This window comes from Chryseobacterium jejuense (assembly GCF_900100075.1).
Lineage (GTDB): Bacteria > Bacteroidota > Bacteroidia > Flavobacteriales > Weeksellaceae > Chryseobacterium > Chryseobacterium jejuense.
Genome location: NZ_FNEG01000002.1, coordinates 322,883 through 335,900 on the forward strand (window position 1 = coordinate 322,883; position 13,018 = coordinate 335,900).

Annotated in this window: 7 protein-coding genes; 1 reads left to right on the forward strand and 6 read right to left on the reverse strand. The window is 38.4% G+C overall.

The annotated features are described in order from the left end of the window. Positions 1-63 precede the first annotated feature (63 nt). The gene (locus BLS98_RS07050) at positions 64-2,769 is read left to right on the forward strand and encodes a TonB-dependent receptor domain-containing protein (RefSeq protein ID WP_089734971.1); all 2,706 of its coding nucleotides are present in this window, start codon (positions 64-66) and stop codon (positions 2,767-2,769) included. Positions 2,770-3,023: 254 nt separating this feature from the next. Here the strand turns inward: BLS98_RS07050 and BLS98_RS07055 are convergent, their stop codons facing one another. The 6 genes from BLS98_RS07055 to BLS98_RS07080 all read right to left on the reverse strand — a co-directional run bounded on the left by BLS98_RS07055 (position 3,024) and on the right by BLS98_RS07080 (position 12,997). Continuing rightward, entirely contained in the window at positions 3,024-3,521 is a 498-nt protein-coding gene (locus BLS98_RS07055) for a cupin domain-containing protein (RefSeq protein ID WP_089734973.1), read from the reverse strand. Between the two features lie 24 nt (positions 3,522-3,545). Next, positions 3,546-5,828: a GH92 family glycosyl hydrolase gene (locus BLS98_RS07060; protein ID WP_089734975.1), complete on the reverse strand. Its 2,283-nt coding sequence runs from the start codon at positions 5,826-5,828 to the stop codon at positions 3,546-3,548. Positions 5,829-5,850: 22 nt separating this feature from the next. Next, the gene (locus BLS98_RS07065; RefSeq protein ID WP_089735702.1) at positions 5,851-6,711 is read right to left on the reverse strand and encodes an ROK family protein; all 861 of its coding nucleotides are present in this window, start codon (positions 6,709-6,711) and stop codon (positions 5,851-5,853) included. Between the two features lie 126 nt (positions 6,712-6,837). Continuing rightward, positions 6,838-9,243 carry an endo-beta-N-acetylglucosaminidase H gene (locus tag BLS98_RS07070; RefSeq protein ID WP_089734977.1) on the reverse strand — a complete coding sequence of 802 codons (2,406 nt, stop codon included), beginning with the start codon at positions 9,241-9,243 and terminating at the stop codon, positions 6,838-6,840. Between the two features lie 60 nt (positions 9,244-9,303). After that, entirely contained in the window at positions 9,304-11,460 is a 2,157-nt protein-coding gene (locus BLS98_RS07075) for an endo-beta-N-acetylglucosaminidase H (protein ID WP_089734979.1), read from the reverse strand. 109 nt (positions 11,461-11,569) lie between these two features. Further along, positions 11,570-12,997 carry a glycoside hydrolase family 125 protein gene (locus BLS98_RS07080; protein WP_089734981.1) on the reverse strand — a complete coding sequence of 476 codons (1,428 nt, stop codon included), beginning with the start codon at positions 12,995-12,997 and terminating at the stop codon, positions 11,570-11,572. Positions 12,998-13,018 lie beyond the last annotated feature (21 nt).

Sequence of the window (13,018 nt, forward strand, 5' to 3'; positions counted from 1 at the left end):
AACATTGTGAGTTTGTTATACATTATAGCGAACCGTATTTTATTTAATCTAAACTTTAAACAAATGAAATTATATATTTCCAGGTTCATACTTGGTGCATTATTCTTATTTACTCAATTTATATCAGCTCAAAATCTTCAGAAAAACCAGTTCAAAGTAAAAGGGAACTGCGAAATGTGCAAAACAAGAATTGAAGGAGCTGCCAAAAAAGCAGGGGCAAAAACTGCTGTTTATTCTATTGATCTTCAAACACTGACTCTAGAAACGGATAAGGTTTCTGCAGACGATATTCTGAAAAAAGTAGCGGAAGCAGGTCACGATAATGAAAAATTCAAAGCTTCGGATGATGTTTACAAAAGTCTTCCGGGATGTTGTTTGTATGACAGAGATCTACAGCCAACACACGCGGAATCTCACCATGATCATCACACCACTGCTACAACTCCTGCTAAAAAGGATAACGAATTTTACGTAAGAGGAAACTGTGCATCATGCAAAGCCAGAATTGAAAAGGCAGCTAAAGGTGCAGGTGCAGATTCAGCAGAGTGGAATGCGGAAAAGCAAATGGTTGCTTTACATTTTGATGCCGCCAAAACCTCATCAGATAAGATCTTAAAGGCTATTGCCGATGCAGGACATGATAACGAGAAATACAAGGCTTTAGACACGACTTATAATGGTCTTCCGGGATGTTGTCTTTATGACAGAGATTTCACTTTTGGAGAAGCTAATCCAAAGGTTCATTATGAGGAAGAAACAAAGCATGATGAACACAAAGATCATGCGGCTACAACTGACAATGATTCTCACAGTAAGCATGAGAAAAGTATTGACGGTGTTGTAGTAACAGGTTCTAAAGCGGCTACATCTTTAAGCAAGAAAGAAGCAGGACTTGTTTTTAATATTGATAAAAAAGAGCTGTTAAAAGCAGCTTGTTGTAATTTATCTGAAAGTTTTGAAACCAATGCAACCGTAGATGTATCTTTCAGCAATGCTGTAACGGGTACAAAACAACTGAAAATGCTGGGGTTGGATCAAAAGTATACAAGCTTAACAAAAGAGCAGCTGCCAGAGATCAGAGGATTGGCATCGGCTTATGGATTGAATTTTATTCCAGGAAGATGGATTGAAAGTATTCAGCTTACGAAAGGTGGAAGCACGGTAACTAACGGTTATGAAAGTATTACAGGACAGATCAATACTGAATTACTGAAGAATGCTAAGGAGCCAGAAACTTCTCTAAACCTTTTTTCTGATTTTAACGGAAGAGCTGAAGTAAACATCACCAATGTATCTCCTATTAATGATAAATGGTCCCAAACTTTCCTGCTTCACGGAAACGGAACTTTCGGGAATACGGATATGAATGATGACGGGTTCCTTGACAGACCAAAAGGAACACAGATCAATGCAGCTTATCTCCTGAATTATAATGACCTTGAAAAGTCTGGATTCGGGTCTCATTTTGGGATTAATTTTATCCGTGATGAAAGAACTGCAGGACAAACGGCTTTCGACAAAAAACTGGCTCAGGATAAGCAACCGGCTTATGGTGTTGGTATTGATATTTCAAGATTTCAGGTCTGGAACAAAACAGGATATGTTTTTAAAGGAAAGCCTTATCAAAGTATCGGTTGGATGAACCAATATGTTTATCACCAGCAGGATAGTTTCTTCGGACTGAGAAATTATTCAGGACAGCAGCATACGTATTATTCAAATTTAATTTTTGAAAGTATTATCGGAAATACCAACCATAAATATAAAGCGGGAGCAAGTTTCTTATATGATGGTTATGAGGAAACGTATTTAGTGGATAATATTAAAAGAAACGAAATTGTTCCTGGAATCTTTGCTGAATATACTTTAACAGGCTTAAAATATACTTTAGTAGCAGGAACCCGAGTGGATTTCCATAATCTTGCAGGAACTCAGTTTACACCGAGAGTAAATTTTAAATATGACTTTACTCCACAGACTATTTTAAGACTTTCTGCAGGAAGAGGATTCAGAACAGCGAATGTATTTGCGGAGAGCCAGCAGTATTTCGCTTCTAACAGAGCGATCAATATTCTGCCTAACGGAGGAAATATCTATGGTTTAAAGCCTGAAATTGCATGGAACTACGGAGCAAGTTTACAGCAGGAGTTTAAGCTTTTCGGAAGAAAATCTACCATTATTGCTGACTTCTTCAGAACGGACTTCCAGGATCAGGTGTTGGTGGATTTAGACAGATCTCCTCAGCAGCTTACCTTCTATAACCTGGAAGGAAAATCTTTTGCGAATTCATTCCAGACCCAATGGGATTTTACTCCTTTCAAGAACTTTGATGTAAGACTGGCTTATAAATATTATGATGTACAGGCAGATTATATTGGAGGAAGAAGAGAGGTTCCTTTTATGGCGAAACACAGAGGATTTGTGAATCTTGCCTATGCTACCAACAAAAATGATAAAGGTGGTTTCTGGAGTTTTGATACAACCTTAAACTGGGTAGGAAAACAAAGGCTTCCTGATATGTCTGGCAATCCTGAAGAGTTCCAGTTACCAAGATACTCTGATTCTTACGCAGTATTAAATGCACAGATCTCAAGAAATTTCAACAAAAAAATAAGAGCGTATGTAGGTGGGGAAAATCTTACTTCATATTATCAGAAAAACGCAATCATCGATTTTAGAAATCCTTTTGGAAATTATTTTGATGGCGGAATGGTATATGCTCCAATTATGAAAGCCAATTTCTATGTGGGATTGGATGTAACATTCTAGGATGGGAGCTGGAAGATGGAGGTTAGAAGTACTCTTTGTATACAGACATCTTTAGCTACGATAAATGAATATAAACAAAACGTTATAAGAGTCCTATAACGTTTTGTTTTTTTATCTGGTTAATCCAGTTTGAACCATTAGATTAATAGTTGAAATAATCATTCCGGAAACCTTCAGGAACTTCCCTCTTCCAGCATCCAGCTTCCTTACCAAAATAAAAAATCAGCATCAAAATTGATGCTGATTTTTTTATTTTATCTTCCAAAGTCATCCTGCACTCTTACGATATCATCTTCATCTGAAGGATTGGAAGCATCGGTATGCTGCCATATTTCAGCTACGATTCCCCAACCTGAAAGACCTATTAATCTGTGTCTTTCTCCCTGCTGAAGTTTTACCTGATCTTTTGGGCTGTATTCTGCTACTTCTCCTTCTTCATCTGTAGTACTCCTTTTGATTCCTACGGTTCCTTCTACTACCTGCCAGATCTCGGCTCTTCTGTGGTGATATTGCCAGCTTAGTCTTGCTTCTGGAGCTACAACAAGAATTTTCGGGCTTAACTTTCCTCCTATTCTTAGGTTTTCTACATCAATTCCATCAAAGTACTGGTTAGCAAAATCCTGTGCCTGCGCCTCATCAATCACAAAAAAACCTCCCCATGGTCTGGTTTCGTCTTTTGCAGCAATGGTAAACCCTTGGCTTTGTAGAGTCTGTTCAACTCTATCGAATATTTCTTTTTTTTCCGTGCTCATATATCTTGTTTCTCTTAATTAAAATTATTGATCTGACTTTTCTTTTGACATTGAATAAGGGAAATCTTTTTCCTGTGATCCTCTGTCTGTATTTGGCTTACTATCCATTTTAAAATCCAGAACGGCTCCATTCATTAAATTTTTATGACTTAACCAGTTTTTGGAGTATGGCTGTCCATTTACATTCAATGATTTTACATATAAATTTTCAGTACTGTTTTCTGCTGCCTTTACTTCAATTTTCTTGCCGTTTTCAAGATGAATGGTAGCTTCCTTAAACAATGGTGCCCCCAATACATACTGATCTGTTGCCGGTGTTACCGGATAAAAACCTAATGCTGAGAAAATATACCATGCAGAGGTTTGCCCATTATCTTCATCACCGCAATAGCCATCCGGAGTAGCGTGATATAGTTTATTCATCACCTCCCTTGCCCAATATTGGGTTTTATAAGGTGCTCCTGCATAATTATACAGATAGATCATATGCTGTATCGGCTGATTTCCGTGGGCATACTGCCCCATGTTCATAATCTGCATTTCTCTGATCTCATGGATCACTCCACCGTAATAACTGTCATCAAAAACCGGTGGTAATGAAAATACTTCATCCAGTTTGGCTTCAAATTTCTTTTTACCGCCCATCAATTGAGCTAAGCCATCAATATCCTGGAAAACTGACCAGGTATAATGCCAGCTGTTCCCTTCTGTAAAGGCATCACCCCATTTGAAAGGATTGAAAGGTTTCTGGAAATTACCGTCTTTATTTTTACCGCGCATCAATCCTGTTTCCTTATCGAACAGATTTTTGTAATTATACGCTCTTTTTTTGTAAATATCAATTTCTGAAGCAGGTTTTCCTAATGCTTTTCCTAATTGATAGATGGAAAAGTCATCATAAGCGTATTCTAATGTTCTGGCTGCATTCTCATTAATTTTTACATCGTAAGGAACGTAGCCTAATTCATTATAATATTTTACGCCAGCACGTCCGACTGCTTTTATAGGACCTTCGTTATTGGCACCATGTTTTACAGCCTGCCAAAGGGTTTCTACATCATATCCGCGAAGACCTTTGATATAAGCGTCTGCTACTACAGAAGCGGAATTATTTCCAATCATAATATCGGAATATCCAGGGCTGCTCCATTCTGGTAAGAATCCTCCTTCTTTGTAAGCATTGGCTAATCCTTCCTGCATTTCGACATTGATACTTGGATATACCAGGTTCAGGAAAGGATACAAGGCACGGAAAGTGTCCCAGAAACCTGTTCCGGCAAACATTTTTCCGTCTGCAATTTTTCCGTTGTATGGGCTCCAGTGTTTTATCTTATTCTGAGCATCAATTTCGTATAATTTCTGTGGAAAGAATAATGTTCTGTACAGTGAAGAATAAAAGGTTCTCATCTGCTGATCTGTTCCTCCTTTTACTTCTATTTTCCCTAAGGTCTTATTCCAGATATTTTTAGCATCGGTTTTTACCTGTTCAAAATTTTTGTTTGCGATTTCTCTTTTAAGATTGATTTCAGCCTGTTCAAAACTGATAAATGAAGAGGCTACTTTTGCATAGACTGTTTCTTTATCTTTCAGTTTAAAACCTACGATTGCTCCGGTATGATCGCTGGTAATTTCAAGCTTATCATTAATCAGTTTATCATCTTTCCAGGTTTTTGTAAGCTCAAAGTCTTTATCAAACTGAACTACAAAATAGTTTTTAAAATTGTCATATTTCCCGGTAGAATATCTGGTGGTATAGCCCAGAATTTTTCTTTCTTTAGGCAATATTTTGATGTATGAACCTTTATTCAGGGCATCAACCACTACATAAGCACTATCTGTTTTCGGAAAATCGAATTTGAAAAAAGAGGCTCTTTCTGTAGGGGTAAATTCAGTAGTTACATTGATATCTGCTAAATAAACACTGTAGAAATAGGGGGTGGTAACCTCAGCTTTATGGCTGAACCAGCTCGCTCTGTCATCTTCTTTAAATTTCAACTTCCCCACTCCCGGCATAATGGAAAATGCGCCATAATCATTCATCCAGGGAGATGGCTGATGGGTTTGTTTGAATCCTTTTATTTTATCTGCATCGTAGGAATAGGCCCATCCGTCACCCATTTTTCCGGTTTGTGCCGTCCAAATATTCATTCCCCATGGAAGTCCGACTGCCGGATAGGTGTTTCCGTTGGATAGTGAGGGTTTGGATTGGGTTCCCATCAATGGGTTTACATAGTCTACAGGAGATACATTCTGACCAAAAACCACGGCCTGTAATAAAAGAAAGCAAGTAGAAAAAATAGACTTCATTGTATCGTTTCGTTTTGTTAATTTATATAAGCTTTTTTAAGGCATAGCTGGCAGCTCCCAGAATGGCTGCATCTTCAAAAATGGCAGAGATTTTAACCTGCAAGTTAATATTATTCTCTGTTAGATTCTGAATAAATCTTTGCTCAAAATGAGGATAAGCTTTTGCTATATTTCCTCCTATAACTAAAACTTCCGGTTTGTAATGATCTACGTACTTCACCACAAATTCAGAGAAAGTATCTGCATATTCATCGAATATCTGTTTCTGTATTTCCAGAGGTTTATCCAATAGGTCTTTGGTGCCTGAGATCTGTTCCCCTGTAAGTTCTTCATACCGCTTAACAAACCAGCGTGTGGCCAGATAATCTTCAAAGATAGATTCTTTAAAAGGTGAATCCCAAAGGTCTTCATCTGTAGCCAACTCTCCGTTATAAAATGTGGTTCCTAATCCTGTTCCGAGAGTGACTCCAAAAATCTTTCGAAAGCCCTGCACACATCCTCCGAATACTTCACCTTCCATAAAGGCTGCCGCATCATTAACAAAGTGAATCTGCTTTGTAGAAATGGACAATCTTTTAGCTAGTTCTTCTTTGATGTTGACATGAAGGATATCAATAAACTTCCCTTGCTCCATCAGTGATATTCCGTTTTCATAATCGAAAGGTCCTGGCATGGCAATTCCAATTAAAAGATCTGTTTTCACCAGATTATGGGCTCCTTTCTCTATGGCTGAAGTCCAGGTGGAGAAAATAGTTTCTCTGTCATCAAAGGAATTAACATGTTCTCTTATGTACGTTGAAGTGAGAATTTCACGTTTTTCCGGATCTACCTGTGCGAGTGTAATGTGTGATCCTCCAATATCGATTCCTAATATATTCTGCATCATTTTATAATTTAAATTCAAGCTGTTCTATTGTATTGAAAAACAGACAAACAAGAAGATAATACTTGTCTGCCTGCTTTACAATATGTTATCTGTTTTTCAGATAACATATTCATTCACTGAGTTTTATTTCACAATGATTTTACCTGATGATACTCCTTTATTTTTTGAAGATGTGATTTTGTAAATATAAGTACCTGTAGCCAAATCCTGTGTATTTACGGTGTTATTATTTTGATTAATATTCTGTCTTTTCAAGAGTTTTCCTGAAATATCGTAAAAAGAAACCTCGCTGGAATTATCGGTGACCGTAAAGTGAATATCACTTCCTCTTTTTACAGGATTTGGATACACTGAATTGTTGTCTTTTACATTTTCAACATCTCTTACAGATAATGAAGCGTTGCAAGGAACTTCCGTTTTCCAACTGGTATTGGTCATATTGACTAAAGTTGCAAAATGGGTATTGGTTGTAGCATCCAAAGCTCCTGTCCCACTTCCTTCATCCATCTTCCAGTTCGCCTCTAATCCTTGTGAATTGGCTGCCACATTACAGCTATTATCAAGAATCTCCTGAGCTGATAATGCTCTTTTCCATACTCTGAATTCATCCAAAGAACCGTTTAACGCTCTGGAATTATCATAATTTCTCGCTAAATACATAATACCGTTTGCTGTAAAATTACCTGTAACGGGTGTACTTGTATCCAGGGTTCCGTTAACATACAGCTTCATTGCTGTTCCGTCATAGGTTGCTGCCACGTGATACCATGTATTGGTATTGAATATTGTATTGGTATTAATTTTCACTTGAGAGGAACCGAAACTCAGGATAAACTGAAGTTTGTTATTGGCCAGGTTACCATCCCCGAACCTAAGCATTGCAGAGTTATTGTCTCCTACTTCAATCCCAAGCACTGATGAAATATTAGGAAAGGCGGTTTTAAATGCATTTACTTTTACCCAACCTTCAATGGTTACTGCATTTCCGCTCAGGTTAAACTGTCCGGCATTCAGATAATTTGTACTTCCATTAAAAGAAAGTGACCTCGGGCCAGGACTTACAACCGGAGCAAAACCACTATTGAATGCTCCTTCTGCTGAATAAGTACTTACCGTTCCTCCATTACATGCTGCATGTACTTTCCATACATAACTTGTATTAGGGGAAAGATTTTGCAGTGAATAATTATTGGTGCTAATATTCTGAACTTCAGTCCATGCAGTAGCTGCTGTTGTTTTGTACTGTAGGGTGTAAGAAGACGCTGTTCCTGCATCCCACGACAATTGAGCAGAATTACCCAGGTAGCTTCCTGACACCAATCCTGAAGGTGTTGCACATCCGTTTCCTGAATTGAATCTTGGAGCAAAAAGATAGGTACTTGTTAAGGTTGAAGAGCAGTTAGACTGTATTCTCCAATCATAATCTGTGTTCATCGTTAAATTATTGATCACCACATTGCTGCCGGAATAGTTGCTGGCAACATTAGTCCATGTTGTTGAACTGGCTGGTTTATAATCAATATTATAGGTTTGAGAGCCATTAGATACCCAGTTTAATTTGGCAGAGGTTCCTGTTACATTGGTTACGTCTAATCCTAACGGTGGATCACAGGCTTGTCCCTGGCTCCATGAATAGAGCTGTCCGCTTAATTGGGTATTTTCATTATAAAGAATATTGGAACCCGTACTCAGATAGTTGGCTACATCTGTTCCTGCTAAATCGTACCACATGAAAACACCATATCCGTCATTTTTGGTACTGGTTGCTGACGAGGCAACAACAGATGCTGGAGTAGACTGGGGATTTGTATTTTGTATCCAGATTGCCGCCGGAGAAAGTTTTGTTTTATCAAGGGGCGGAACATTTGGAGCAACGTAAGTACCATACATGGCATTCCAGCTGTAATTGATATAGTTTCCTGCTGAGTCTCCATTATAACTTTGTCTTGAAGTAGCCGGGCCATAATAATAGAAAGTAATCAGTTTATCAGGCATTGCAGCTTTCAGTTCCTGTAGTAACATTACAAAAGAGCTGTTATTGGGCTGTCCTGTCCCGTTGTTGCCATATCCTGCATATTCATCATCCAGGTCTACACCATCCAAACCATAAGTGTATACCGTATGAGCAACCTGTAGAGCAAAGTCTTTGGCTGCTTCACGATTAGGAAAATTGGAGATTCCAGCTCCCTGATGGTTTCCTAAAAGATCCAACAATACTTTAATCCCTTTTTGCTGTAAAGGCTTTACATAGGTATTTACGTCATTTAGTACTTTGGTAACATTATTATTACTTGAGATATAGGCTCTGCTTTTAGAAACATCGTAATTAATATTGGCTGCAAAGATAATGGCCACATCAAAAAGCTGTCTGTTGGTAGTCTGCAAAGTATAAGAACCAGCATTCAGCATGTTGTTGTTATTGACTTCCACGTAGCAGACCCCCAAAGGATTAAGCTGCTGTGCTTTCATTTGAGGGGCTGCCTGAAACATCAAGGCCATCAAGGGAATCAGAAAAGCGTTTTTTTTCATAGATATTAATTTTATTAGAATAGGAAAAGCCACTGGGCCTGAGCCCAATGACTGATTTTATTATTTTATTATTAATTTTTCGGTTTGTTTTTTACCTCCATTTTGAGATTCAAACTGAAGGATGTAGTTTCCTGTTGAAAGGTCTGATGATTCATAATGATTATCACCTGCATTCAACGATTTTGTCCCTACAACTCTTCCGTTAAAATCATAAATGGTCAATTTCCCTTTATTGTATTCATCAGGAACAGAGACTGTGAATGAAGAAGATTTACTAACAGGATTCGGATATAATTTAATCTGAGTCTTAGTCTGAACTTTTTCTGAATTTATTCCTCTCTGGGTGGCCATCGTTTTTGATAATTTTGAACTTCCCGTTGCACATGGCAAATCTGTTCCCCAATTGGAAGCATCCACTCCTGTTAAGCTTAGACCAACACCATTTCCTGAGCTATCCTGAACGGTAGAACCACTTCCTTCATTGAATTTCCAATAAGCAGCAAGAGAAGTAGCTGGAACAGAGACATCGCACATGTTCTGACTTATTTCCGTCTGAGTTAATGCCTTTTTCCAAACTCTAACCTCATCAATCTTACCATTGAAATTCCGGGAAGTATTATATAAATATCCTACATTAAATGCTCCATTAGAACTTACATTTCCGGTTTGAGCTTTGCTTGCGTCTAATACACCGTTGATATAAAGTTTCATAGAACTTCCATCATAAGTAGCAGCCACATGATACCATGTATTGGCACTCAAAGCTGTAGTGGATGCCAGTTTTTGCTGTACATTATTGATGCTTACTACAAACTGAAGTTTATTATTGGCAAGACCAGCATCACCCAATCTTAATAATGCTGAATTAGTATCTCCTACTTCTGTTCCCATAATGGATGAAATGTATGGAGAAGCTGATTTGAAGGATGAAGGTTTGATCCAGCCTTCAAAAGATAATGCTGAGCCACTTAAATTCATATTTCCGGCTGCTCCAGATTCAGTGCTTCCATCCAGAGAAAGGGCATAAGAACCTGTAGGCATTGTTCCTCCTGATCCGCTGTTGAATCTTGGAGCGAACATATAAGTACTTTTTACACTGCAGTTTGTCCTGATTCTCCAATCGTATTCAGTATTAACAGTTAATCCTGAAATGGTTGCTGAAGTAGCATTAACAGCCGTAGCCACATTTGTCCAAGTTATTGAAGAAGCAGGTTTATAATCAATATCGTAAGTATTGGTACCTACGGCAGACCAGTTCAATTTCGCGCTTGTTCCCGTAAGATTGCTGGTGTATAATCCGATTGGTGCATCACAATTGGTTCCCTGTGTCCATGATTGTAGAGTACCGCTTAGCACCGTTGCTTCGCCATACAATGTCTGAGTACCTGCTGTAAGTTGTGATGTCTGATTAGTTCCTTTAAGATCATACCAAAGATATAATCCATAGCCTCCGTTTTTCGTTTGAGTGGCCAAGCTTGTTGTTGTAGAATTGGACGTATTTCCCAACCAGACTGCTGCCGGAGAAATTTGAGCTTTAGTCAATGGAGGAACATTAGGAGCAGAGAATGTTCCGTACATCGCATTCCAGCTGTAGTTGATATTATCTCCTACTCGGGCTCCGTTCCAGGAAAGTCTTGAAGCAGCATCTCCATAATAATAGAATGAGATGATTTTATCCGGAAGTAATGCTCTTAATTCCTGAACTAGCATTACGAAGGAACTATCGTTAGGCTGCCCTGTTCCGTTATTTCCATATCCTGAATATTCATCATCAAAATCAATTCCATCAAGACCGTAAGTATTTACTGTATTGGCTAACTGTAATGCAAAATCTTTCGCTGCCTCACGGGTAGGGAAATTACAGATCCCCGCACCCTGGTGGTTTCCCAGAATAGTTAACACCACTTTCATTCCTTTTTGCTGCAGTGGCTTTATGTAGGTATCTGCGTTGGTAAGAACCTTAGTTACATTGTTGTTAGAATACAAATAGGCTCTTCCACGGCTGGTATCATAGTTAATATTAGCCGCAAAGATATTCACCACATTGAATAGATAGCTATTCGATGTTTGCAGTTTATACGCTCCTGCATTCAGGATGTTGTTGTTGTTCACTTCTACATAGCATATTCCTTTAGGATTAAGCTGCTGTGCGTTAAGGAAAGCACCAGACTGAAGTGCCATAGCCATCAGTGCAGTAAGGATTGATTTTTTTTTCATTGTATAATTTTTTTAAGGTGTTTTGGTGTGTGAATTTGATATAGGATTCCCCTGATCCTTTCTTTTTTAGGAAAGCATCTTAAGTAAATAAGTCCTATAAATTAATGGGTTATGTCAGTAAATCAGGATTTTCGTTAAAGGTTTTCCAAAGCAATTCTCCAAATAAAGTATTGGCCCATGCGAACCATTCTCTGGTGAATTTTTTGTCATTGTCTTTATGGAAGGATTCATGCATAAAGCCTGTCCCGCCGTGCGTTTTTTGTAAGGTATCTATACACCATCTGATCTCACTTTTATCTTTTGTAGTGAGCGCTTTCATAATGATACTCATTGGCCAGATCATATCCAGTCCAATATGTGGACCTCCTATCCCTTCTGCCAGCTTTCCTTTGAAAAAGAACGGGTTATTTTCCGACCACACAAATTTTCTCGTATTCTGATACACAGGGTCGTCCGCTTTCACCGCATCCAAATAAGGTAATCCCAGCAAACTTGGGCAGTTCGCATCATCCATCAGGTTGTAACTTCCAAAGCCATTCACTTCAAAAGCGTATATTTTTCCAAATTCAGGATGATTATAAATTCCGTATTTTTTGATGGCTGCATCTACCTCATCAGCAAGGCTGTTCAGTTGTTGAGCCAACGTTTTTTCATTTTTAATCTGAGCCACCATTTCTGCTGCCTGTCGTAAACTTACGACTGCGAATAAGTTGGATGGAATCAGGAATCCATAGATCGTAGCATCATCACTTGGACGGAACATAGAGCTGATAAGACCTACAGGTTTTGTTGGATAACCATATCCACCCATAGGAACTCCATCGGTTGCCCATGATGTTGTACGTTCAAATTTGTATGGACCTAAGTCCTTTTTCCTTTGTTGCTCAATGAAAGTCTGCAAGGTAAGTTTAATTCCCTGTAGCCAGTTAGCATCGAAAGGTTTTGTATCTCCTGTTGTTTTCCAAAAGTGATACGCCAGACGGATAGGATAGCACAGAGAATCAATTTCCCATTTTCTTTCATGGGTTCCCGGTTTCATATCGGTATGATCATACTCTTTCCACTTGCTGATCTTTTTATCATCGTTATAGAATGCATTCGCATAAGGATCTTTAAGGATGAAAGTTGTTTGTTTATGAATCACTCCGGAAATAAGTTGATGAAGCTTCTCATCTTTCTTGGAGAACTGCAGATATGGGAAAACCTGTGCAGAACTGTCACGAAGCCACATGGCATCAATATCACCTGTAATCACATATGTATCCGGTGTACCGTTGGTTTCACTGTAGAAAACAGTAGTATCTAATGTATTTGGAAAGCAGTTTTCAAAAAGCCAGCTTAGCTCTTTATTGTTTACTTTCTTTTTAAAGGCTGCAATAGCATTTTCTACGGATTCACTGGTAAAATGTCTTTTATCTTTAGGAACGCGGACAACAGGAAAACCTTCCGTAGCCAGGGTTTTTGCAAAAACATTCTGAGTAAACAGCAATCCGGCTCCTGCCAATGCACTTGTTTTAATAAAATCTCTCCTTTCCATTGATACTTTTATTTCGTTTAT

Bases quoted from the DNA above. Each gene is read 5' to 3' on its own strand.
- BLS98_RS07050 (WP_089734971.1), top strand. From the start codon at position 64: ATGAAATTATATATTTCCAGGTTCATACTTGGTGCATTATTCTTATTT.
- BLS98_RS07055 (WP_089734973.1), bottom strand. From the start codon at position 3,521: ATGAGCACGGAAAAAAAAGAAATATTCGATAGAGTTGAACAGACTCTA.
- BLS98_RS07060 (WP_089734975.1), bottom strand. From the start codon at position 5,828: ATGAAGTCTATTTTTTCTACTTGCTTTCTTTTATTACAGGCCGTGGTT.
- BLS98_RS07065 (WP_089735702.1), bottom strand. From the start codon at position 6,711: ATGCAGAATATATTAGGAATCGATATTGGAGGATCACACATTACACTC.
- BLS98_RS07070 (WP_089734977.1), bottom strand. From the start codon at position 9,243: ATGAAAAAAAACGCTTTTCTGATTCCCTTGATGGCCTTGATGTTTCAG.
- BLS98_RS07075 (WP_089734979.1), bottom strand. From the start codon at position 11,460: ATGAAAAAAAAATCAATCCTTACTGCACTGATGGCTATGGCACTTCAG.
- BLS98_RS07080 (WP_089734981.1), bottom strand. From the start codon at position 12,997: ATGGAAAGGAGAGATTTTATTAAAACAAGTGCATTGGCAGGAGCCGGA.